Source organism: Stenotrophomonas sp. YJH_SMC_73 (genome assembly GCF_059370155.1).
This window is the reverse complement of the sequence record NZ_JCAFTJ010000003.1, coordinates 195,762-218,869: the sequence shown is the minus strand read 5'-3', so window position 1 is coordinate 218,869 and position 23,108 is coordinate 195,762. Positions and strand designations below refer to the sequence as shown.

Annotated in this window: 22 protein-coding genes; 5 read left to right on the top strand and 17 right to left on the bottom strand. The window is 67.4% G+C overall.

Going from position 1 to position 23,108, the window contains the following annotated elements:
- Positions 1-680: 680 nt before the first annotated feature.
- From AC5P8R_RS06325 to AC5P8R_RS06310, 4 genes are all read right to left on the bottom strand, one after another.
- Entirely contained in the window at positions 681-1,607 is a 927-nt protein-coding gene (locus tag AC5P8R_RS06325; protein WP_495223115.1) for an ABC transporter six-transmembrane domain-containing protein, read from the bottom strand.
- A gap of 190 nt (positions 1,608-1,797) precedes the next feature.
- Positions 1,798-2,874, bottom strand: coding sequence for an ATP-binding protein (locus AC5P8R_RS06320; RefSeq protein WP_049406889.1), 1,077 nt, complete (start codon positions 2,872-2,874; stop codon positions 1,798-1,800).
- Between the two features lie 3 nt (positions 2,875-2,877).
- Positions 2,878-3,594, bottom strand: a complete 717-nt coding sequence (locus AC5P8R_RS06315) for a response regulator (RefSeq protein ID WP_164077690.1) — start codon at positions 3,592-3,594, stop codon at positions 2,878-2,880.
- Positions 3,595-3,647: 53 nt separating this feature from the next.
- Positions 3,648-4,214 carry a hypothetical protein gene (locus AC5P8R_RS06310; RefSeq protein ID WP_495223114.1) on the bottom strand — a complete coding sequence of 189 codons (567 nt, stop codon included), beginning with the start codon at positions 4,212-4,214 and terminating at the stop codon, positions 3,648-3,650.
- Between the two features lie 237 nt (positions 4,215-4,451).
- Here AC5P8R_RS06310 and AC5P8R_RS06305 point away from each other — a divergent pair, with 237 nt between their 5' ends.
- Positions 4,452-5,633: an efflux RND transporter periplasmic adaptor subunit gene (locus AC5P8R_RS06305; protein WP_495223112.1), complete on the top strand. Its 1,182-nt coding sequence runs from the start codon at positions 4,452-4,454 to the stop codon at positions 5,631-5,633.
- A 2-nt stretch (positions 5,634-5,635) separates the two neighbouring features.
- Complete coding sequence (locus AC5P8R_RS06300) at positions 5,636-7,579, top strand: MacB family efflux pump subunit (protein WP_197621308.1); 1,944 nt, start codon at positions 5,636-5,638, stop codon at positions 7,577-7,579.
- 114 nt (positions 7,580-7,693) lie between these two features.
- Here AC5P8R_RS06300 and AC5P8R_RS06295 read toward each other — a convergent pair whose 3' ends face one another.
- The 3 genes from AC5P8R_RS06295 to AC5P8R_RS06285 all read right to left on the bottom strand — a co-directional run bounded on the left by AC5P8R_RS06295 (position 7,694) and on the right by AC5P8R_RS06285 (position 9,645).
- The gene (locus AC5P8R_RS06295) at positions 7,694-8,287 is read right to left on the bottom strand and encodes a mechanosensitive ion channel domain-containing protein (protein ID WP_014647275.1); all 594 of its coding nucleotides are present in this window, start codon (positions 8,285-8,287) and stop codon (positions 7,694-7,696) included.
- A 6-nt stretch (positions 8,288-8,293) separates the two neighbouring features.
- On the bottom strand, positions 8,294-9,160 hold the full coding sequence (locus AC5P8R_RS06290) for a glucose 1-dehydrogenase (RefSeq protein ID WP_012480369.1): 867 nt from the start codon (positions 9,158-9,160) through the stop codon (positions 8,294-8,296).
- A gap of 101 nt (positions 9,161-9,261) precedes the next feature.
- Positions 9,262-9,645: a sensory rhodopsin transducer gene (locus AC5P8R_RS06285; protein WP_014647273.1), complete on the bottom strand. Its 384-nt coding sequence runs from the start codon at positions 9,643-9,645 to the stop codon at positions 9,262-9,264.
- A 59-nt stretch (positions 9,646-9,704) separates the two neighbouring features.
- Between AC5P8R_RS06285 and AC5P8R_RS06280 the strand changes: the two genes are divergently transcribed.
- The gene (locus tag AC5P8R_RS06280; RefSeq protein WP_197621309.1) at positions 9,705-10,691 is read left to right on the top strand and encodes a TIGR03885 family FMN-dependent LLM class oxidoreductase; all 987 of its coding nucleotides are present in this window, start codon (positions 9,705-9,707) and stop codon (positions 10,689-10,691) included.
- On the opposite strand, the gene AC5P8R_RS06275 is transcribed toward AC5P8R_RS06280, so the two are convergent.
- Complete coding sequence (locus AC5P8R_RS06275; RefSeq protein ID WP_495223110.1) at positions 10,661-12,247, bottom strand: alpha-amylase family glycosyl hydrolase; 1,587 nt, start codon at positions 12,245-12,247, stop codon at positions 10,661-10,663. The two genes, AC5P8R_RS06280 and AC5P8R_RS06275, sit on opposite strands and share 31 nt — an antisense overlap.
- A gap of 159 nt (positions 12,248-12,406) precedes the next feature.
- Between AC5P8R_RS06275 and xth the strand changes: the two genes are divergently transcribed.
- A complete protein-coding gene (gene xth, locus AC5P8R_RS06270) occupies positions 12,407-13,201 on the top strand; it encodes an exodeoxyribonuclease III (RefSeq protein ID WP_014647270.1) in 795 nt (264 codons plus the stop codon).
- Here xth and AC5P8R_RS06265 read toward each other — a convergent pair whose 3' ends face one another.
- From AC5P8R_RS06265 to AC5P8R_RS06225, 9 genes are all read right to left on the bottom strand, one after another.
- Positions 13,202-14,920, bottom strand: a complete 1,719-nt coding sequence (locus AC5P8R_RS06265) for a sensor domain-containing diguanylate cyclase (protein WP_495223109.1) — start codon at positions 14,918-14,920, stop codon at positions 13,202-13,204.
- A 120-nt stretch (positions 14,921-15,040) separates the two neighbouring features.
- Positions 15,041-15,235, bottom strand: a complete 195-nt coding sequence (locus AC5P8R_RS06260) for a hypothetical protein (RefSeq protein WP_164109342.1) — start codon at positions 15,233-15,235, stop codon at positions 15,041-15,043.
- Positions 15,235-15,870, bottom strand: a complete 636-nt coding sequence (locus AC5P8R_RS06255) for a DNA-3-methyladenine glycosylase (protein WP_197574955.1) — start codon at positions 15,868-15,870, stop codon at positions 15,235-15,237. Before AC5P8R_RS06255 ends, AC5P8R_RS06260 begins: the two co-directional genes overlap by 1 nt.
- Before the next feature lie 72 nt (positions 15,871-15,942).
- The gene (locus AC5P8R_RS06250; RefSeq protein WP_495223108.1) at positions 15,943-16,902 is read right to left on the bottom strand and encodes a cation diffusion facilitator family transporter; all 960 of its coding nucleotides are present in this window, start codon (positions 16,900-16,902) and stop codon (positions 15,943-15,945) included.
- 69 nt (positions 16,903-16,971) lie between these two features.
- Positions 16,972-17,556: an AprI/Inh family metalloprotease inhibitor gene (locus AC5P8R_RS06245; protein WP_049439612.1), complete on the bottom strand. Its 585-nt coding sequence runs from the start codon at positions 17,554-17,556 to the stop codon at positions 16,972-16,974.
- Positions 17,557-17,745: 189 nt separating this feature from the next.
- Positions 17,746-18,003 carry a hypothetical protein gene (locus AC5P8R_RS06240; RefSeq protein ID WP_014647264.1) on the bottom strand — a complete coding sequence of 86 codons (258 nt, stop codon included), beginning with the start codon at positions 18,001-18,003 and terminating at the stop codon, positions 17,746-17,748.
- Positions 18,000-19,352 carry a TFIIB-type zinc ribbon-containing protein gene (locus AC5P8R_RS06235; protein WP_164165653.1) on the bottom strand — a complete coding sequence of 451 codons (1,353 nt, stop codon included), beginning with the start codon at positions 19,350-19,352 and terminating at the stop codon, positions 18,000-18,002. The genes AC5P8R_RS06240 and AC5P8R_RS06235 overlap by 4 nt, the downstream gene beginning before the upstream one ends.
- 20 nt (positions 19,353-19,372) lie before the next feature.
- Positions 19,373-20,512 (bottom strand): SPFH domain-containing protein, encoded by a 1,140-nt coding sequence (locus AC5P8R_RS06230; RefSeq protein ID WP_014647262.1) that lies wholly within the window; start codon positions 20,510-20,512, stop codon positions 19,373-19,375.
- 132 nt (positions 20,513-20,644) lie between these two features.
- Positions 20,645-20,908, bottom strand: coding sequence for a CD225/dispanin family protein (locus AC5P8R_RS06225; RefSeq protein ID WP_041863485.1), 264 nt, complete (start codon positions 20,906-20,908; stop codon positions 20,645-20,647).
- A gap of 660 nt (positions 20,909-21,568) precedes the next feature.
- Here AC5P8R_RS06225 and AC5P8R_RS06220 point away from each other — a divergent pair.
- Entirely contained in the window at positions 21,569-23,056 is a 1,488-nt protein-coding gene (locus AC5P8R_RS06220) for an AraC family transcriptional regulator (protein ID WP_014647260.1), read from the top strand.
- The last annotated feature ends 52 nt before the right edge of the window (positions 23,057-23,108 follow it).

Genomic DNA, 23,108 nt, shown 5'->3' with positions numbered 1-23,108 from the left:
AGGTGGGCGACTACCAGAGCAACACCGCTCAGGCCTGGTAGCCGCCAACCGTGGTTGGCGCTGGCTTCCATCGGTGCCCACCAAGGTGGGCAGCTACCAGAGCAACACTGCTCAGGCCTGGTAGCCGCCAACCTTGATTGGCGCTGGCTTCCATCGGTGCCCACCAAGGTGGGCAGCTACCAGAGCAACACCGCTCAGGCCTGGTAGCCGTCAACCTTGGTTGGCGCTGGCTTCCATCGGTGCCCACCAAGGTGGGCAGCTACCAGAGCAACACCGCTCAGGCCCGGTAGCCGCCAACCTTGGTTGGCGCTGGCTTCCATCGGTGCCCACCAGGGTGGGCAGCTACCAGAGCAACACCGCTCAGGCCCGGTAGCCGCCAACCTTGGTTGGCGCTGGCTTCCGTCGGTGCCCACCAAGGTGGGCAGCTACCAGAGCAACTCCGCTCAGGCCCGGTAGCCGCCAACCTTGGTTGGCGCTGGCTCCCGTCGGTGCGCGCCAAGGTGGGCAGCTACCAGAGCAACACCGCTCAGGCCTGGTAGCCGCCAACCTTGCTTGGCGCTGGCTTCCGTCGGTGCCCACCAGGGTGGGCAGCTACCAGGGCAACACTGCTCAGGCCTGGTAGCCGCCAACCTTGGTTGGCGCTGCTCTCGTCGGTGCCCACCAAGGTGGGCAGCGACCGGTCAAGCGGCGCCCTTGTGGTCCGCATCGTCCATGCCGGGGCTGACGCGGCGGCCGATATCCTTCAGCCGCGCAAGCTGATCCACCATTGACGGCGCATCGTCCAGGCTGCCGACGAAGGTCCACAGGTAGGTCATCACCGCGTAGACGTGGCCCGGTGTAACGCCTTCACTGGTGGCAAGGCGACTGATGGTCAGCGCGAACAATGCCGCGGCAGCCAGGCCGATCACCACATAGGCGCCGGCTTCGCGGTCGGACAGCAGGATGCGCAGGCGCGACAGCGTGGTGTAGTGGCGGCGCAGCACCGAGGGGCTGACCCGGTCGACCAGCCGGATTTCGTGTTCCAGGCGGTTGTTCAGTCGGCCGTGCAACTGCTCGTTGCGGCGTGCGAACGAGGGCAGCACCAGCAGGGCGCCGAGCAGGGTGGCCAGGCCAGCGGCACCGACCATCGGCTCGATCGCCAGCAGCATGGCCACTGCACCGAACATCGATGCCAGCGCGGTGGCGATGATCGGCACGTGCTTTTCAAAGAAGTCGACGAACTCGCGGGCCAGCACCACGCGTGCCGCCGAAGTGGACGTCGCCTGGCCCAACCGGCGCTGCGCCTGCACCACGCTCACTGCCAGATCGGCATAGATGCGGGTGAAGGTGCGCGTATCCACCGCCCGACGGGCGGCACCCACCAGCCAGAACAGCAGTACCACGCCGGCATAGGAGATGGCATGGCCGATGTTGCCGCTGATGATCGCGTCTACCGCGAAGCCGGCGAACAACGGATAGGCCAGCAGCAGGGTGTTCTCCAGCGCCACCAGCGAGAACGTGCCGGTCAGCTGCCAGGGGTAGGTGCGCAGGATGGCCTTGAGCGTGGCGGCCGCATTCTGCTGGCCGATGCTGCCGGCGGCGGCCGCCGGATCGTGGGGGAGTTCCATGGGATGCCTGGGGGGTTCGGGGACAGGGCAGGGGACGGATGCCTGCCATCTGCCGGGTCGCGCCCAGTATCTGCAGCCCTTTGGAGCGGGCATGGAGGGATGATGGAGATTGCGTGGAGAAATCGGCGGCGTTCAGCCACGCGCGTGGTGCCCACCAAGGTGGGCCGCTACCAGGGCAGCGTCTACCGCCTCAACGGCGCACGTGCACCGGCCAGCGGATCTCGAACGAACTGCCGCCACGCTCGGTAGCTCGGCACTGCGCCGTTCCGTGATGTGCCACGGCAATCGCACGCACGACCGCCAGGCCGAGACCTGAGCCCCCACTCTGCCGTGAGCGCGACACATCGGTGCGCTGGAAGGCTTCGAAAATGCTGTCGCGCAGGTCGTCCGGCACGCCGGGGCCACCATCTTCCACGGCCACCGCGCAGTGCCCCTCAGCGAGGGTGACGCGCACCCGCAGCGGGCAGGGGATGGCATGGCGACGGGCGTTCTCCAGCAATGCCAGCACCGCCTGGCGGATGCGGGCCGGATCGCAGTCCGCCAGCGACGGCCGCGCGTCCAGGCTCACCGAGAAGCCACTTTCGGTCAGCGCCTCGGACATCGCCTCCACCACCGCCGCCACCTGCACGCTGACGTCGCTGCGTTGCAGGCGCAGATCCAGGTGGCCACTCTCGGCCAGGCTGACCACGCGCAGGTCCTCGATGATGCGGGTCAGTCCCTCCAGCTGGGTGAGCATGCTGTTGAACTGCTCGGGGCCCGGCTCGAATACACCTTCGGCGATGCCTTGCAGGCGGCCACGCAGGATGGTCATCGGCGTGCGCAGTTCGTGTGCGATGGCCGCGTTCCAGAACACGCGGTTCTCGGACATCCGGCTGAGCCGCTCGGCCATGGAATTGAAGTCGTTGACCAGCGTGGCGGCCTCGGCCATCGAGGTGTCGCCGCCGCGCGCGCGCGCCTCCAGGTCACCGCTGGCCACGCGACGCAGGCTTGCGGCCACCGAATTCAACGGGGTGATGATGCGCCGGGTCAGGCGAGACGCGATCAGGGTGGCCAACGCCACCACCACGGTGGCGGTCAGGCCGATCCACAGCCACTCCAGCCCGGAGGGCATCATGGACTTCGGCTCGTCATACCAGCGCGGATAGAACACCTCCAGCAGGTAGTAGAACAGGTAGAAGCCGCTGATCGACAGCACCGTCGAACACAGCGAGGCCACGGTGATCGACAGGCTGATCTGGCGGCCGATGCTCTTGCCTTTCGCAGTCATCATTCAGTCCAGGAAGCGGTAGCCGACGCCACGGATGGTGGCGGGAATGCCGATCACGCCGACATCCTCGATCTTGCGCCGCAGCTTGCTGACATGGCTGTCGACGGTGCGCTCCTGCGCATCGCCCTCGGGCAGGCAGGCGTGCAGCAGGTCTACCCGCGCATGCACCTGGCGCGGCGCGCGCGCCATGTGCACCAACAGCCGGAATTCGGTGAGGGTGAAGTTCAGTGCGTGCACCTGTTCGCCGTTGCGGACCGTCACTTCGTGGCTGCGCAGGTCGATCTCGAACGGGCCCTGGCGGATCAGCCCGGTGGGTTCTTCGGCCACGCTGCGGGCACTGCGGCGCAGCACGGCCTGGATGCGTGCAACGATCTCAGCGGGATTGAATGGTTTGGCCACGTAGTCGTCAGCGCCCACGCGCAGGCCGGTCAGCTTGTCCACGTCCTGGTCGAGCGCGGTGAGCATGATCACCGGCGTGTTGCCGCGACGCCGCAGTTCGCTCAGCACCTGCCAGCCATCCAGCTTGGGCATCTGCACATCCAGCAGCACCAGGTCCGGGCGCAGCTGGCGGTGGCTGGCAAGCGCCGCCTCGCCGTCGGCGGCGCGTGCGCTGCGCAGGCCCGAACGGGCCAGGTAGGCACCGAGGATGTCGGCGATCTCGCTCTCATCTTCGGCAATCAGCACCAAGGGGGGCTGTCGGTTACGGGGTTCGTATTTCATGGCGTATGGCGGGTTCGAGGCCAGGGCGGGCAGGGGCCGGATCAGGGGCAGGGTCATCGTCGGCGTTCCCTGGCCTGCGCCTCTTCGTTGGCCGCCCAGGCCAGCGTGGCCAGCACCAGCGTGCGCTGCAGGCTGGGGTCCACCGAACCCGCGCCGCGCAGCTGCTGCAGCGTCAGGGTAGACACCGCGGCAGGCAGCGCGTTCCAGCGCGAGGCCATGGGGGTGGCGTTCACCCGGGCCTGCAGCCGCGAGGCCATGCCCACGATGGCGCGCAGGCGCACTGCCAGCAGGGCGGCGACCACGGCGGTGGCGGGCGCAAGCAGCAGATGCAGGTTGACGTTGGCGGCCGGAGGTGTTGCCGACCAGAATGCCAGGCCGATCAAGGCCAGCGATGCGAGCGACCCGGGGCGGCGGGTGCGTCCGGGCCCATCACTGCGGAACCCCAGCAGGGCGGCGGCCCCGAAGCCGGCCAGCAACGGCAGTCGCGGATACGGTGCGACCCACATCCATGTGCTGGTCGATGCCAGCACCAGTGCGATCAACCACGGCGAAGGCGCACACCACGCCAGGTAGGCACGGCGCACATCGATGGTTGGCAGGTCCGGGTAGGAAAGGGGCACGGCAGGCTGGCAGTCGGCGAGGCCGACGAGGCTAGCGACCGTTGATGGAGACTCGGTCGAGATTGTGTCGAGATTGCGTGGAGCCGCGCCATGGATTCAGCCGCCGACGCGGTGCCTGAACGGCGGTCGCGTCTCCATTCAATCTCCACAGCCGCTCCAAGAAACATCCACCTGGGGCTTCCAGACTGCGGCCCTGGCGGTCGCACCGGGCGACTGCACGCACCCCCGGAAGCTTCGATGAACAACCGCAGGACCTGGATCATTGCCGCAACGCTGGCCGTTCTTGCCGGCGGCGGTTGCTGGTGGGCGTTTGCCGATGGCGAGGATGCCGCGTTGATCACCGCACCGGCAAGGGTCGCCGGTCTGGAAAAGACCGTGCAGGCGGTCGGCCGGGTCAATCCGAAAGAACTGGTGGCCGTGGGCGCGCAGGTCTCCGGGCAGGTCACGCGCCTGCATGTGGTGCTGGGCCAGCACGTGCAGGCCGGCGACCTGATTGCCGAAGTGGATTCACAACCGCAGCGCATTGCCCTGCGCAGTGCCGAAGCCGCCGCCAACGCGCTGCGTGCGCAACATGCGGCCAGCCAGGCGCGCTACCGCCAGGCCCTTCGCACGTACGATCGCCAATCGCAGCTGGTGGCGTCGCGGCTGGTCTCGCAGGAAGGCTTCGAAGCGGCACGTGTGGCGCGCGATGCGGCGCGCGCGGATGCCGCTGCGTTGCAGGCGCAGATCGACCAGGCGGTGACCCAGGTGGAAACCGCCCGCATCAACCTGGGCTACACCCGTATCGTGTCGCCGTCCGAGGGCTACATCGTGGCCATCGTCACCAAGGCGGGACAGACGCTGAACTCGATGCAGACCACGCCGACCATCGTGATGCTGGCACAGATGGACACGATGACGGTGCGTGCCGAGATCGCCGAGGCTGACGTGGAACTGATCGCACCCGGCCAACCGTTGTGGTTCTCGACGCTGGGGCCGAGCGGGCGCCGCTATGAATCGCACCTGCAGCAGCTTGAGCCAGCGCCGTCGTCGATTGCCGACGCGTCCAGCGGCAACAGCGGCGGATCGGCGCAGACGCCGAAAGCGGTGTACTACGCGGGGCTGTTCGACGTGGCCAATCCGGGCTTGATGCTGAAGCCTTCAATGACGGTGAAAGTGACGATCCAGCTGGCACGCGTGGCCAATGCACTGCAGGTGCCGCTGACCGCCCTGGGCGAGTCCGACGACAAGAACGGCAACGGCGCAACCGTGCGGGTAGTCGATGCGAAAGGCCGCGTCCACGAGCGCGCTGTGACTACCGGCCTGCGCACCGCCACCGCCGTGCAGATCCTCTCTGGCCTGGAAGCGGGCGAGAACGTGGTGGTCGGCCAGGCGGCCAGCGGTGGCGATGCCGAACCCACCAGCCTGCTGGGGATGTGAGCATGGCCGACGCACTGCTGGAATTGAAGGGCGTATCGCGCGCCTATCGCTCGGCCGCCGGCGAGGTGGTGGTGCTGAAGGAGGTCTCGTTGCGCATCGATGCCGGCGAGTTCATCGCCATCATCGGCCCCTCGGGTTCGGGCAAGTCCACGCTGATGAACATCCTGGGCTGCCTGGATCGGCCGACCGAAGGCAGCTACCGCGTGGAGGGGGCTGCGACCGAGCAGATGTCGCCTGACCAGCTGGCGCGCCTGCGCCGCGAGCACTTCGGCTTCATCTTCCAGCGCTACAACCTGATGGAGAACCTCAGTGCCACCGAGAACGTGGCCTTGCCCGCCGTCTATGCCGGGGTGGAGGCCGATGCGCGCACCACGCGTGCCCGCCTGCTGCTGGAAACGCTCGGCCTGGGCGAGCGGACCGCGAACCGGCCCAGCCAGTTGTCCGGCGGCCAGCAGCAGCGCGTCTCCATCGCACGCTCGCTGATGAACGGCGGCGCGATCGTGCTGGCCGATGAGCCGACCGGCGCGCTGGATCATGCCAGTGGCAGGCAGGTGATGGCCGAGCTCGAGCGCCTGCATGCGCAGGGCCATACCGTGATCCTGGTCACCCATGATGCGGCGATTGCTGCCCACGCGTCACGGGTGATCGAGATCGCCGATGGGCGTGTGGTGGCGGATCGCCAGGAGCGAGGCCCTTCGGTGCGGCAGCGTTCGGACGCACCGGCGCGCACATCCACGGCGGCTACCGAGCGGCGCGCCCGCATCGATGCCGTGCGCGAGGCGACGCGCATGGCAGTGCGTTCGATGCTGGCCCATCGCCTGCGCACCCTGCTGACCATGCTCGGCATCATCATCGGCGTGGCCGCGGTGGTGACCGTGGTTGCGCTGGGCAAAGGCGCGCAGGCGCAGGTCGAGGCGCAGATAAACGCGCTGGGCGCCAGCACGCTGGAGATCTTCCCGGGCGCCGATTTCGGTGACCCGCGCTCGGCGGAGATCGAGACGCTGGTGGTAGGCGATGCCGATCACCTGGCCGCCCTGAGTTACGTGGACAGTGTCAGCCCCAACCTCAGCGGTTCGGTAGCAGCACTGCAGGGCGGCCGACGAGCCAATACGCAGGTACTGGGCGCCGGTGCCGATCTGCCGCGCGTGCGCGGGCTGCGCCTGAGGGCCGGCCGGTTTTTCACCGATGCCGAGGTGGAGGCGCATCGGGCAGTGGGCGTGGTCGACCAGAAGGCAGCGAAGGCACTGTTCGCTGGCAACCCTATCGGCAGCACGGTGCTGCTGGGCGGCATGCCGGTCGAGGTGATCGGCGTGGTGGGTGCCAATGCATTCGCCGGTGGGGCCACGCCAACCGTCTACGTTCCCTATACGTCGGCTGCCTCCCGGCTGCTGGGCAGCCAGCGCCTGGAGAGCATCACCGTGCGCGTACGCGACAACGTACCCACCAATGCCGCCGAGGCCTCGCTGGGCGCCGAGCTGGAGCGCCTGCATGGTCGTCGCGATTTCTTCATCTACAACTCGGACCAGATCCGCAAGGCGGTGATGAAATCCAGCCAGACCATGGCGGCGCTGGTCTCGGCGATTGCGGCGGTGGCGCTGGTGGTCGGTGGCGTGGGCGTGATGAACATCATGCTGGTGTCGGTGAAGGAGCGCGTGCGCGAAATCGGTGTGCGGCTGGCAGTGGGGGCCCGGCAGGGCGACATCCTGCGCCAGTTCCTGATCGAGGCGGTGCTGATCTGCCTGTCCGGTGGCGTGCTGGGCGTACTGCTGGCCTTCGCCGTGGGTGCGCTGGCCAGCCTGCTGTCGCTGGGGGTGCCCTTCCTGTTCACGCCAGGGCCGGTGCTCGCCGCGCTGGCATGTTCGTCTGCGATCGGGCTCGGTTTCGGCTACTTCCCGGCACGCAACGCCGCACGGCTGGACCCGATCCAGGCATTGGCAGCGGAGTAGGGTCGCCCGCTGTGGCACCTTGAGCCGAGCCCACGCTCGGCTGCGCTCCGTTCGGCCGCGACGCACCCTGCGCTGCGCGCAGCGAGCCGAGCATGGGCTCGGCTCTACAGCGACTCAGCGCACCTTGCCCTTTATCGGCAGGCTGCCCGGCAGCTGCGAATAGCCGCTGTCACCCCAGTGCCGGGTGATGCGCTGGAAGAACAACGAGTTCGGCACGCGCAGCAGGCAACCGCGCGCGCCTTCGCCACGGTCACTCAGCGTGGTGTAGATCAGGTTGATGTCCACCACCTGGCCGCACAGGCCCGGCTTGTCCACGCTTTCCAGCACTTCGATCGTGTCGTTGATGCGGAAAGGGCGCGTAGCCACGATCAGGAACGAACAGAACAGGTTGGACAACACGCTCCACGCGGCAAAGAACGCCACCGCACCGACCGCCATGAACCCGGTCAGCGCGGTCCACAGCACCGAGCGCGAAACGCCCAGCCGCTCCAGTATCAGCAGCGCGGCCGCCAGATACAGCAGCAATGCACCGCCGCGGCGCAGGCCCACATGAAGCTCTGGAGCCAGCCTGCCGCGCTGCCGGGCCTGCACGAGCAGCCACGCCAGTGCACGCACCATCAGCCAGGCCACCCCGAGAATGACCAGCACCTCGGCCACCGGTACCACCACCAGCAGCCAATCCGCGATCCAGGCAGGCAGTCCGGCCATGGGCGGTCACAGCGTTGCCGCGCCGCCGGAAATGGTCAGCAAGGCACCGGAGGTATAACTGGCGCTGTCCGAAGCCAGCATCACGTAGGCCGAGGCCAGTTCCGCGGGCTGCCCGGGGCGGCCGAACGGCGTCTGCGAGCCGAATTGCTCGACCTCTTCGGCGGCCATGCCTGCCGGAATGAACGGTGTCCAGATCGGGCCGGGCAGCACGGCGTTGACGCGTATCTGGTGCTCGGCCAGCAGGCCCGCCAGCCCCAGCGTCAGGTTGGCGACGGCGCCCTTGGTCGCAGAGTACGGAAGGATGTTCGGGGTCGGTCGCTTCGAATTGACCGATGCGGTGTTGATGATCGCGCCGCCACCGCGCAGGTGTGGCACGCACAACCGCGTCAGATTGAACACGGCATGGACATTGGTATCGAACGTCCGCTTCCAGTCATCCAGGGTGATGTCGTCGAAGTGCTCGTAGTAGCGCTGGTAGGCCGCGTTGTTGACCAGGATGTCGAGACCGTCCAGCTCGCTGGCCACGCGGTCGACGAGCGAGCGCGCCTGCGCCGGGTCGCTGATGTCACAGGGCACCAGCACGGCCTTGCGCCCGGCCTGTTCGATCTGCTGCTGCACATGGCGGGCGTCGTCCTGCTCGCCATCAAGAAAGGCGATGGCGACGTCGGCACCCTCGCGCGCGAAAGCGATGGCCACCGCTGCGCCGATGCCGCTGTCACCGCCGGTGATCAGTGCCTTCTTGCCCTGCAGCAGGCCATGGCCGCGGTAGCTGTCCTCGCCGTGGTCCGGCCGCGGCTGCATCTGCGCGGTCTTGCCGGGGAAGGATTGCTGCTGCGCCGGGAAGGGCGGACGTGGGTAGTCGGGCAGGGCCATCGTCACTCTCCGAAAGGGAACCTAGCGGCAGTCTCGCTCGGAGCGGGTAAACGGCCGGAGGGCGCGGTGTCGTGGCAGCGTGGACGACTGCGCACGGTGCTTCACAACGGATGGGCGATCGTGGTCATGATGCTGTTGGCCGGCTGACGTGAATCCAGCCGCGTGTGCTGCACGATGATCGGCTGGTCGGATTCGATGAGGGTGGCGAAGCCGGTGCCGCGTGGTACCGGCGCCGGATCCTGCAGGTCGTTGAAGCGCAGGTGGCAGGTGCGTCGTGCTGGCACGGTGATCCGGTAGGGACCGACAGGATCGCGGTCCTCGAAGTAGAGGGTCAGCGTGACATGCGCGTCCTCGTTGCCCGCATTGAGGACGCAGCAGGTTTCGTGACTCTGCATCTCCGGCGACGGGCCGTTGCTCCAGGCTGGAATGTAGCCTTCGGCGATAGCCCAGCGTCGATGCCCGATGCAGGAAGTGTTCGTTTCCATGACGCCGTTTTAGCTGGAGGGGTGTTGCCATCGTGTCCAGTCCCCGCACGGAATCCGTGATGACCATCGGCTACCACGCATCGCATGAGCAGTTCCCGCCCGCCACCTTGCTGGGCCTGGCGCTGCGCGCCGAACAGGCGGGATTCGAGGCTTTGATGTGCTCGGACCATTTCCACCCGTGGACGACCGCGCAAGGGCAGTCCGGCCACAGCTGGGTATGGGCCGGCGCGCTGGCGGTGCAGAGCGCATTGACCCTGGGCATGGTGACCTGCCCGATGCTGCGCCAGCACCCGGCATTGGTGGCACAGGCAGCGGCGACGCTGGAGCAGTTGGCGCCGGGCCGGATCTGGCTGGCGCTGGGTACCGGCGAGGCCCTGAACGAGCGCGTCACCGGCCAGCCGTGGCCAGCCAAGCGCGAGCGGCAGAAGGCATTACGCGATGCGGCCGAGGTGATGCGGCGGCTGTGGGGCGGCGAGCAGGTCGACCACGACGGTGGCTTCCGGGTGCGCCAGGCACGGCTCTACAGTCGCCCGGCGCTTCCCCTGCCGCTGCTGGGGGCGGCCGTCACCGAGGAAACCGCACGCTGGATGGGGGGCTGGGCCGATGGCCTGATCACCATCAGCCAGCCACTGGCGCAGTTGCGGCGTGTGGTGGCGGCGTTCGAGGACGGCGGCGGCAGGGGCAAGCCGATGTACCTGCAGGCCAAGCTCTCCTACGCGCGCGCCGAACAGGCGGCGCTGGAAGGCGCGATGGAGCAGTGGAGCGCCAACGTGCTGCCGCCGGAACTGGCCGAAGGCCTGGACCAGCCCGAACAGTTCGAAGCACAGGCCCGATCGGTCAGCGCCGAGGTGGTGCGCGAGCACGTGCATGTCTCGGCAGACCTGGGCCAGCATCGGGCCTGGCTGCAGGAGCTGCAGTCCCTGGGGTTCGATCGCATCTACCTGCACAACGTGAACCGCGAGCAGGAACGCTTCATCGACGACTTCGCCGAACACGTACTGCCTGCGCTGCGCACTCAGGCACCCTCGGCAGCCAGCCACGTATAGCCATGGCCCTGCAGGTAGCAGCGGCGACCCTGCAGTTTGGCGCCGTGGCCCACCAGCGTGTGCAGCGGGCCGTGCAGGGGTACGTCCACCTCAACCGGGTTGTCGCCGAAGTTGATCAGTGCCAGTGCCTGATGGGGTGCCTCACCGAAGCGGAGCATCAGCAGCGCGGGTGAGGGTGGGTCGAGCGTGTGTGGCCCCTGCTGCAGCACGGGATGGGCATTGCGTTGCTGCAGCAGCTCGCGCACCCGCAGGAGCAGTGAGCCCGGCGTCGCGCGTTGCGCCTCGACATTCACCGTGCGGTAACCGTAGGGGCCGTCCGCCGGTGGCGCGCGCCAGGCATGCCGCGGTTGGTCGGTGAACCCAGCCCCTGGGCCGTCATGCCAGTGCATCGGCATGCGCACGGCATTGCGTTCGGGCAGCTCCAGGCAATCACCGAGGCCGATCTCTTCGCCATAGCGCACCACCGGCACCTGGCCCAGCGACAGCAGCGCCGCCCAGGCCATCGCCTGCCATGCGATGTCGCCGTCCAGCATCGGTGCCAGCCGGCGGCGGATGCCACGGCCATAGATGCGCATGCCACGCTCAGGAGCGAAGCGTTCCATCACCGCTTCGCGCTCATCCGGCTCCAGCTGCTCCAGGTCCAGTTCATCATTGTTGCGCAGCCAGGCAATGCGTGTGTCCGGCGGCGCGTGCGGGCCGTATTCGGCCATGACCCGGGCCACTTCACTGGCATCGCCGCGTGCCAGTGCGAGGAAGAAATGATTGTTGAGGTGGAAATCCAGCAGGTGCGAAAGCCGCCGCCCGTGGCACAGGAAGTCACCGTAGTGGGACGCGCGGACATCCGCTTCGCCGATCAGTGGCAGCCCTGGTTGCTGCGCGTCTGCCGTGGCGCGCATCGCCTCCAGCAGCCACAGCCCGTCGTCGCGCGGGTCCGCGTGGCGGGCGCGCTCGACCATGTACGGGACCGCGTCGACGCGGAAGCCGGCCACGCCGCGCTGCAGCCAGAACGTCATTACCTGCAGCAGTTCCTCGCGTACCGGCGCATGGGCCAGGTCGAGGTCTGGCTCGTGCCGGTAGAACATGTGCCGGTTGAACGCGCCGGCCTCGGCATCCCAGGTCCAGACAGAGGCCTCGATCGGCGGGAACATCGGCTGCAGGCCGTCGTCAGGCATGTGGTCGCTCCACAGGTACCAGCGGCGCCAGGCCGGGTCACCCTGCTGCGCGGCGACGAACCACGGGTGCGCGCTGGCGGTGTGCTGCATCACCAGTTCGACGATGATGCCGATGCCACGTGCGTCGGCGGCATCGACCAGGCGCTGGAACGCGGCCTGGTCGCCCAGGCGTGGATCGATACGGTAGTGATCGGTGACATCGTAGCCGCCATCGCGGCCGGCGTTGGAGTACAACGGCAGCAGCCAGACATGGCTGATGCCAAGCCACTGCAGGTAGTCCAGCTTTTCCGTGATGCCATCCAGCGTGCCCCAGCCGCGGCCGTCGCTGTCGCGGAACAGGTAGGGGTCGATCTGGTAGATGGCGCGCAGCGGACGCACCGCCATGGGCTTCTCCGGCACTGTTCACGGGTGACCAGCCTGCTGTCGCGCGTGGCAGCGGTTCGTGAAACGAATGGCACCGCATCATGACGTGGCATCCACGGCCCGTGCATGCCCGGGCGCGCAGAGTGAATGCTCATTCCCGGCACCGAGGAGGCTTCCTGCATGGCCCGACGCAAGACGCTTCGTATTGCCACGTTCAACGTCAACGGCATCGGCACGCGCCTGCCACAGCTGCTGGACTGGCTGCACAGGGAATCGCCGGACGTGGTTGCCCTGCAGGAACTGAAGGCGACCGACGCCGCGTTTCCGGCTGCGTCATTGGAGGAGGCTGGGTACGGTGCGCTCTGGCAAGGTGAGGCGCGCTGGAACGGCGTGGCGTTGCTGGCTCGCGGGACCACGCCGGTCGAGAGCCGCCGCCGATTGCCCGGCGAGCCCAGCGACACGCAGAGCCGCTACCTGGAGGCGGCGGTGCACGGGGTCATCGTGGGTGCCCTCTACCTGCCCAACGGCAACCCGCAGCCCGGGCCCAGGTTCGACTACAAGCTGCGCTGGATGGAGCGCCTGATCCGGCATGCGCGCAGCCTGGTCGAACTGCCGCACCCGGCGCTGCTGCTGGGTGATTTCAACGTGATTCCCACCGAAGCCGACGTCTACGACCCCAAGGCCTGGCGCCGCGACGCGCTGTTCCAGCCCGAGGTTCGCGATGCCTTCGAGCGGCTGCTCGCGCAGGGCTGGACCGATGCGCTGCGGAAGGTGCACGGCGACGCCACGATCTACACCTTCTGGGACTATTTCCGCCAACATGCCGAGCGCGACCGTGGGCTGCGCATCGATCATCTGCTGTTGAATCCCGTACTGGCGGAGCGACTGAAGGACGCTGGCGTCGACCGTTGGGTGCGTCTGCAGGAGAAGGCCAGCGACCACGCGCCGACGTGGGTGACGGTGCGGGCGGCGTGATCAACGCGCGGCAGGGCCTTCGCGCCGCTCGCGGCGCACGCGCGCGCGGGTCCGGTAGAGGCGGCTGTCGGCCTTCTGGATGGTGTCGGCCACGGGCTCACCGGCTGTGTTGATGGCTGCACCCATCGAGAAAGCGCTGGGCGACAGCGCAGCGTGGTCCTGGTACCAGTGCTCCAGTTCGCTCAACCGGCCATCCGCGGGCGCGACCAGTACCACCATGAATTCGTCGCCGCCCAGCCGCACCACCGTCTCCTCCTTGCCCAGCGGCGAGCGCAGGAAGGTGGCGAACTCGACCAGGACGGCATCGCCGCGGCGGTGGCCCTGGGTGTCGTTGATGTGCTTGAAGTGGTCCAGATCGAACATCACGCAGGCCCAGCGCTCATCAATCAGTTCATCCAGGCGGTGCAGGTAACGCCGGTTGTAGCACTGCGTGAGCGGATCCTTGAAGGACATTTCGCGCAGCTGCTGCTCCTGCATCCTCAGCGCGGTGACGTCCTGTGCATGCCCCAGCACGTAGGGCGGGCTGGCCTCGTTGTCGAGCACGTTGTGGTACGCCCAGTAGTGGCGCGTACCGTCGGCGGCAATCAGCTCGATCACGCCAGCGTCGGTGTGGTTTGCCTGGATCCGAGCGAGGTAGGCCTTGAAGCCCTCGCGTTTTTCCGGTGGCATCAGGTCGCACAGGCTGCGCCCGACCATCTGGCTTTCCTCGAAGCCCAGCGACTGCACCGCCGCGGGATTCACCGAGGTCAATGTCCCGTCCAGCGTGTGGGTGCAGATCAGGCCCAGGCTGTAGTGGAACAGTCGCCGGTAGCGGGTCTCGCTCGCTTCCAGCGCGTCGAGCGCGGCTCGCTCGTCCGTGATGTCCTGGATCGCCCCGACCAGGCGTGGATGGCCGTCGACCTGTTGCCGGCTGCCGACCACCCGGGTCCAGATCGCGCGCCCGTCGGCGGTGGTCATTGGCAGCTGCACCTCCCAGGACGTGCCTTCGTCGATGCAACGCTGCACTGCCGCGCGGATGATGTTGCGGCTGTCTTCGCGATAGAACGACAGCGCGGTGTCGAGCGTCGGTTCAAAGTTGCTGCGCACGCCGTGCAGCTGCTTGGTCTCGCGGGTCCAGCGCACTTCGTTGGTGACCAGGTCCATCTCCCAGCCGCCCACCCGGGCGGCGCGGTTGGTCCGCTCCAGGAAGTCTTCGCTGCGTTTCAGCTCGCGATGCAGCGCTTTCGCCTGGCCAACCTGCGCCATCAGGGTACTGCGCTGTTCCAGCACCTGGGTGGTGACCCGCGCCAGATGCACCATCAGTTCGCGCTGGGAGGGGGACAGCACGCCGGGCATCGGGTCGAGCAGGCACAGCGTGCCAATGCGTGCACCATGGGCCGAGCCCAGCGGGATGCCGGCGTAATGCCGGATGCGCGGCCCGGCGGTCACCAGGGGATTGGTCGAGAAGCGAGGGTCCTGGCGCGCGTCGGGTATCTCGAACAGCTCGTCGTGGCGGATCGCATGCGTGCAGAAGGAGATCTCGCGGGCCGTTTCGGTGACGCCCTCCAGCCCGATATTGGCCTTGAACCACTGCCGGTCTTCGGCCACCACGGTGATCAGCCCCATGGTCATGCCGGTCGCGGCGCGGGCGGCGGCGACGATGGCATCGAACACCGGCTCAGGGGGCGTATCCAGCAGGTGCAGTCGTTCGATTTCGAGCAGACGTTCGGCTTCGTCCATGGCGCTTTTCAGGGCTGGGTGGCGAGGGCGGTTGCGGCGGCTGGCTGGCGCTACGCTAGTGCGCACGGCGTTATGTATCGCCATGGCGGAGTGATGCCGATGTGAGGCGGCCGCGCCCGCTCAGTGTTGCTGGAGCGATGCCTGCAGGGCGGTGGCCAGTGCGGCATCGCCGGATACCAGGTCCTGCCAGCGTAGCGTGATGCCCTTGCGTCGCCCCTTTTCGACCAGCTTGAGGCCTTTGGGGTCCACGGTGAGGGTATAGGGCCGGCCATCGATGTCCAGTTCGCGTCGCAGTGGTTTGTCGAGCGGGGTCATCATCGTTTCCTCGCAGGGGCGGGAGTACGCCGTGGCTGAATCGATACGTGACGATTGTCACGGATGTGCCAGCGCCAAGGGAAATCGACCGCGCGGGTGATGCCGATGCGTGGACCAATTACCGGGTCGGACGGAGGCGGGGTCCCATCGCTTGCGATCACGATGCCATGGCTGCCAGTCACCAAGTCGGCGCCGTCGAAACTGCGGTCCAGCCCGAATGCCTGCGAGAGCTTGCCGGGGCCGCTGGCCAGATCGTTATCCCGGCGCGCGGCGGGGCGCAACTCGTGCATGCGCTCAAGGCCCGCCAGCGGCTCGACGGCCCGCAGCAGCACCGCCACGCCTTCACCGACCTCTCCGCAGACCACGTTGCTGCCCCAGTGCATGCCGTAGGTGAAATAGACATACAGGTGGCCGGCCTCACCGAACATGCTGGCCGTGCGCGGCGTCTGCCCGCGATAGGAGTGCGCCGCCGGATCGACGCTGCCTGCGTACGCTTCGACTTCAACGATGCGACCCGTTCGGCCATCGTCACGGACCAGAAGTTTGTTGAGCAGCTCGGGCGCAACCTCGACGGGCGGGCGCCGGTAGAAGCTGCGCGGGAGGATCTGAAGAGAGGCGGGCAACCAATCCGGCACGGTAGAGGCAGGCTCGGGCAGATGTTGGTGGCACTGTGGCATTGGACTGGTGAAACGGGCGCAGACGCAGCGTCATTCCGGCGCGGGCGGTGCCGCCAGCGTGGCGCGCCGGGCGGCGTAGACCTCGGGCGTCTGCGGCTTGATGAACAGTGCCACCAGCTCCGGATACTCGCGCTTTACCGCCGTTTCGATGCGGGTGATGCAGGCTTCAATCTGTGGGGTCTTCCGATCGTCCTCGAACTCGGCGCTGAGCATGGCCACGACCTGTTCCGGTCCCATCTGCATGGTGGTCACGCCGTTCGCGCGACGCAGGTCCGGATCGGTTTCGGCCACCGCCATGATCCGCTCGGCCACCGCAGGGTGGGCAGGCTCTCCAACCAGCAAGCCCTTGGTTTCACGGGCCAGGAGGAAGGCGGTTGCGGCCAGCACGCCGGCGATGCACAGCGACGCCACACCATCAAGCACCGGCATATCCAGCACCTGCGCGGCCACCAGGCCGACCAACGCGAAGCCCAGCCCGAGCAACGCAGCGCTGTCTTCCAGCAGTACGGTGAAGGTGGAAGGATCCTTGCTGCGGCGGAAGGCTTCGAAGTAGCCAAGTTTGCCTTTGGTACGCCGGAACTCGCGCAGCGCCACCCACCAGGAGGCCCCCTCGAACAGGATGGAAATGCCCAGCACGCTGTAGCTCAACGCGTGGTTGGTAGCCGGCTCCGGCCGGCGGATGTGCTGGATGCCCTCGTACGCCGAGACGCCGGCGCCAGCGGCGAACACCAGCAGGGCGACGATGAAGCTCCAGAAGTACAGCTCGCGGCCATAGCCGAATGGATGTACCGGGTCTGGCGCCTTGCCGGCACGGCGCAGCCCGTACAACAGCAGGAGTTCATTCAATGTGTCGACCAGCGAATGCACGCCCTCGCTGAGCATGGCCGAGCTGCCGGAGATGCCGGCAGCGATGAACTTTGCGATGGCAATGGCCAGGTTGCCCGCGAGGGCGGCATAGATGACCAGACGGGAACCGGTGGGAGCGGACATTTCGGCGGCGGGGCGGGGCGGACGCCTGATCTTCCCGATCAGCGCGTGCCCATTGCGTGCACGGCGCGATCAGTGCCCCTTGGGATTGAGGTACAAACGCGCCCCATCCGATTCACGGTAGCCCGTCCAGCGCCCACCGCCTGACGCGCGGAAGCGCCCGAACACGGTGTTGCTGGTGTCGGTGAGCAGCAGCTGGTTGCCCGACAGTACCCAACGGTTGGCCGAGAAGAAGCCATCCGGGCAGCCGGCGGGCACGTAGGCACTGTAGCCGCCGAACCACTCGATGTTCTTCAGCTCGATGGAGCAGGTGTTGCCGTTCTCCTGGCCCAGCGTCCAGCTGCCGAACAGATCGCTGTCGCGCACATCGCGGCCGCCACGGTGGCGGTCGCGGCCCCAGTCGTCGTTGTCGTCGTGGAAACCGAAGCCCACGTCGATCTCTTTGCTTTCGCTGCGTGACCCGGACTGCGAGCTGCCGCTGGTGGTGGTCTGGGTGGTCACCGCGCCACTGCTCTGGGTCTGGGTGCTGCTGGATTGCGTGGTCTGGTCGGTGTGGGTGGTCTGTTCGCCGAAGCCGAACGAGGCGTCCTGGGCCAGGGCGGGCAGGGCCAGGCAGCACAACGCGGACAGGCAGGTACGGGCGAGCACGGCAGCCATTGCAGCATCCTCGGAAGGGCGGACCGCGCGAGTATCGAACCGGTAGGGCGGGAGGCGGTGTGAGGGTGTGCGCTGGGGCAGCCCAGCGAAGGGTAGCGCCGGCCGCTGGCCGGCTCCCTCTTGGCGCCCGGGAACCGAAGGAATGCCGGCCAGCGGCCGGCACTACCCGCAGCCAGGCAGGGCCTGGCGCTACGGGTCGGGCTTTACCCGCACCACCCGTTTCCGGTACTCATACACATTGTCACCGCGGATACGCTTTTCCTCGGTGCCGGTAACCCGGCCTACCTGCTGGTCCGAGCCGGTGACCGGCTTGGCCTCGATGGCGGTCTCGTGCTCGAAGGAGTGCGATTTGTCGGTGTTGCGGTAATAGCGGTACAGCGCCCAGTACAGCGCGGTTGCGCCGGCCGGACCTGCCGCCAACAGCCAGAGGCCACTGTCGTCGCTCACGTCGATGCCACCAGGAAGGCAATTGCGAGGGCTTCAATGACGGTGCCGGTGGCCAGTGCCGCCAGCAGCATCTTCCATTGCTGCACGGGCACGCTGCCCATGGTTTCGCCGGTACGGCCGTTCACCGCGATGTAGTGCAGCATGCCGCCGTTCTTGCCGGGCTGGTGGTAGGAGTACAACCACACCGGCAGGTACATCGACACCCAGCGGGTGCCATGCACCTCCAGCTGCTCCTGTTCCCAGCGCACGCCACGGTTGTAGCGCTTCACCGAACCTTCCACCTGTGCGCGGGCGATCGACAGCAGCTGGTCTTCCAGCCGCGGCCGCAGCTTTTCCACATCCAGGTTGCGCTTTTCGGAGGTGAAGCCGGCCAGGTACGAGGCGTTCCATTTCACCGCGTTCTTGGTATCGAACGGCAGGATGGTGTTGATGATGTTGTTGGTGTTGGCGCGGGTATCGAGATTCCCGCGCTCGGCCGAGGATTCCAGTGGCAGGTCATCGACCGTGAAGTCGACCTGGCGCTCGACCTGGTAGACATCGGCGTCGTACAGGGTGCGCTTGTTCTTCTCGCTGCCCACGGTGTACTGCCGGGTCTGGATCTCACCCTTGCCGGCCACGGCCGCGCTGACATTGCTGTCGACGATCATGTAGGGCAGGAACACGCCCACCACGTTTTCCGGGGTGAACTGGTCCTTGAATGCCTTCAGCGCGAACATGCGGCGCTTGTCGACGAACTGGCGGATGCGCGCGACCGCATCGTCCTTCCTGATATGGAAGGGCAGCACTGCATCGGGCACCGCGCCATTGGCGATCTGCTCGTTGACGCCGAACACATGGCGGCACCAGTGGCAGCGCGCCGTCATCGTACTCTCGGTATTGACCGTGACTTCAGCGCCGCACCCGGTGCATTTGAACGTCATCAGTGCCGAGGTGTCGGCGTCGATGTCACGTGCGCCAGAGGCAATGACCGTACCGCGCAGCTGGTCGATGGCCTCGCCCAGGCCGAACTCTTCCTCGACGCGTGCGCCATGCCATTCGTGACGGCAGTACAGGCAGACCAGGATGTCGGTGCCGGCCTTGGGCCGGATGTCGGTGGCACCGCACTTCGGGCAGCGGTTGAGGCCGTCCTTCAGCTCGCTGGCCGACGTATCGATGGCCACCGGGTCGGGCGCTTCCACTTCATCACGGATGGCCTGTGGCAGTTTCGAGGTGTCCAGCGGGAAGCTGCCGGGCAGGGGAGGGACGTCCTGCGGCGAACCGGGCCCATCCAACGACGCCGCCGGCAAGGGCGGCGGCATCGCGGGCGCGGATCCGGGCAGCGGCGGCGGGCCGTTTCGGGGATCGGACATGTTCGTTGTGCGTCCTGCTGTTACAGGCCCAGTGCCTTGGCCTTCAGGGCGTCATAGTCGCCCTGGGTGATCAGGCCCAGATCCAGCATTTCCTTGGCCTTCTTCAGCTTGGCCACCGGGTCGTCGGCAGCCGGGGCGACCGGCTGCTGCATGCCGCCGACACCGAACATGCCCGAGGCCATGCCGACACCGACCAGGCCAGCCGCTCCGCCGTTCTCGCCGGCCGACTGGATGCCCTGGGCGACGCTGGCCTGCAGGTTGGAATTGCCGCGCGAACCCGACAGGGCATCGGCGCGCTGCACGGTCTTCAGCAGTTCGCGGGTGTTGGCGTCGTACTCGATCGAGACGATTGCGGTCTTGACGATGGCCAGGCCGCGGTCGGACTTCCACTGGTAGCCCTGCTCGACGGCGGCAGACAGGCTCTGTGCAAAGCCCAGCGAATCCTGCTGCAGCTTGGTGATGCGGTTGCCCTTGCCCGGGTCGTTCGTGTACAGGCTGAAGGCCGGGGCCAGCGAACCGACCACTTCATTGAACAGCTGGCTGGCGGCGGCGTTGTCCAGGTCGGTGAAGTCGAACACCTGACCCGGCTGCAGGTAGCTGGCCGGCACGAAGTTCTTCACGAACAGGATCGGGTCGACGATCTTCAGCGTGTACGAGCCACGCGTGACCGCACCCACCTGGGTGTTGAGGAAGCCGTCGTCCCAGTAGATTTCCGACTGGGTACCGAAGCGGTTGTCCGGCAGTTCCTTCAGCGACACGAAATACGCCGCCTGCTGCGAACCCGGCTGGCCGCCGAACTTGAAGCGCTCCCAGCTCTGCTTGATGAACGTGCTGACCAGGCCGTCGCCGGCGAAGATCGACTGCGAGTTCAGATCGTCCGAACGCCACTCGTAGCCACCCGGTTCGGCGACGAACGCGGTGATCGCGCCGTCCTGGAACAGCAGCAGGCCGTAGCCCTCCGGCACGATGATCTTCGAGCCGTTGGTGATGATGTTGGACGAGCCGCTGGTATTGGAGCCGCGGCCGGCATTGGTGCCGCGCGGTACCGCCGCGAACAGGGCCGCCGTCGAGGGCAGGCCCGTGGGCACGGTGTAGAAGTCCTTCCACTGGTCGGCCAGCACACCACCCACCGCACCCTTCACCGCCTGTACCAGACCCATGTCCAACTCCCTGTGATTCGAGGGCAGGCACCATGCCTGCCGAGCTGGACTGACTATAGAGGAGCGGGATGGGCCGCCGCCACCGCCGCGCGCGCCTGCCATTCATCATGGCGCGACGGCGGCGGTAGGCGATCAGGCCATGCCGCGCGCGATCAGGGCATAGCCGATCATCAGTGCCAGGCACAGTGGCAGGGTGAGGAAGGAGGCGATCATCCAGCGCAGCGCCTTGCGCGAAGCCTCGGTGGCCGCGCCGATCTGGCCGCTGGCGACCAGTGACGTGCTGCGGTTGGCGTAGACGGTGGCGACGATGCCGAACGGCCAGAAGCCGGCGATGATGCTCAGGATGGCCCACATCAGGTAGTTCCTGGGGGGCACGGGTGGCGGGGTGCGGTCCATGCGGTCGATCTCCTTGATCGTGCTGCGGTCGGGAGCGCGAGTATGCCGACAGGCCAGGTGCAGCGGAAGGAATGCCACCCGTGCGTGGTGCGCAATCTTCTGCTGGTCGATGGGTCATTGATCGGGGGAGGCGGCGCGGCAGGCAGGCGCGGTGGCCTGCGGGCCTGGGCGAGCAGGCGGTGCAGCCGTCACGGCGGCGCAATACGTGCCCGTCCCTGGTTCGCTCAGACGCGTTGATCATCAGCGTGGATGGAATCCCGGCGCCTTGCCTTCACCTGCTTTGCAGTGCGCCGCGCACGGAAACGCGGGCGACAAATATCCGGCGCGGATATTCACGTCATTATCATGCTTATTTTCTGGAAACTCGTTTCCCATAATCCAGGGACGCGATGGCCGGAACACAGGGAGCGCCGCGTCACAGGCAGTGCCGCCCTGTGGCGCACGCCCCCGGCCTGGACGACGTCCGCCTTGCCGACCTCCAGCAGCGATGGCAGTTCCCGGCACTGCGGGAGCGGGCAGCGTGCACGGCACCAGCGGTGCGACCAGCGGGTACGGCATGCGGCGTGGACGTCGCAGCATCCCGCGATGATGCCGGAGGGCCTGCATCGCGAGATCGCCCGTTGCAGATGCATCGGGTCGCCATTCCAAAGGGGAGTTTCGATGCACAGGCAAGTCAGTGAGATGCTGCAGCGCGCTTATCGGCCCTATCCGTCATTGCCCGAGCTGCTGGGCGCGTTCGTGAAGGAGCTGTCCCAGCACAAGGTGATGCGGGGTGGCCAAGTGCGGTTGCGTGGTGCGGTGGCAGGGGCGGCTGCGGGGTTGCCAGCTGCGTCCGGGGAAGAGGTTTCCTTGCAGCGGGTTCCCATCCGCTATGGCGGCGAGGTGTTGGGTGAGCTGCACCTGGAAGGCGAGAAGGGCCGGCTGGATGGCAGTGCCCTGGCGCTGGGGGAGCAGTTTGCCCAGCGTTGCGCGCATCTGATCAAGCGCTACGAAGCCAAGGCCTGGGCCGAACAGGCATTGAGCCGGCCGCTGTTGCTGGTCGGCGCCGGCGAGGCGCTGAAGCAGATGGATGAATTCGTGGAGCGCGCGGCGGCCAGCCCGTTGCCGGTCCTGCTGCGCGGCGAGTTTGGTACCGAGAAGATGGAGCTGGCCGCCGCCCTGCACAGTGGCGGCCCTTCCCGGCAGGGCCCGTTTGTCGAAGTGAACTGTGTTCACCCGCTGGGCGAAGCCAGCGACTGGTTCGCGCGCGCACAGGGCGGGACGCTGTACTTCCACGAAGTCGACGAACTGCCGGTGCCGCTGCAGGGGCAGCTGTCACATCGCATGCGTGGGCTGCCTGCCGCTCAAGCTGACGCGCTGGCGGCCGGCCCGATACGGGTGATCGCGTCGACCAGCGCGGACCTGGAACAACGGGTGAGAGAGAAGCAGTTCTCGCGCGCCCTGCTGGCTGGGCTGGAGTTCCTGACCGTGGATATTCCACCGCTGCGCGAACGGGTGGAGGACATCGGCGCGCTGGCGGCGCGTTCGCTGGAGCTGCATGGATTCAATCCCCGCGTGCTGGGCGACGATGTGCTGGAAGCCCTGTGCGCGCACGACTGGCCCGGCAATCTGCTGGAAATGGAGCGGGTGGTGGTCCGGCTGGCGGTGATGACCGGTGGCCGATGCATCCGTCGTGAGGATCTCGCACGCCACGCGCCGGATCTGGCTGCAGGCCACGTTGCCAGCGATGCCGGGCGCGCCCCGCAACGGCTGCCCGCGGTTGAGCAGACCGTCGGTCCTGCGCCCGCGCAGCCGGATACGCCGCGGGCAGCGCATGAAGGCCTGCACGACGGCCTGAAACGCGCCCTGGCCTACCTGAAGGACCATGCCGCAGAGCCGCTCACGCTGGGCGACCTTGCCCGTCAGGCCCATGTGAGCCAGTCACACCTGGGATTCCTGTTCCGCAGCGAGCTGGGCACGACGTTCAAGCTGCTGCTGCAGCAACTGCGCATCGAGCACGCCAAGCAGCTGCTGCGGGATGGGCAGCGCCTGCGCATTACCGATGTCGCACTGCAGGTCGGCTTCGGTGACCTGAGCCACTTCGAAAAGAGCTTCCGGCGCGCGGTAGGGGTCAGCCCGCGCAGCTACCGGCGAAGCCCGCACCAGTAAAAGCAACGCCCCGGTGCAGGCGCGGGCCTGCCCGGGGCGTTGGGATGGCAGA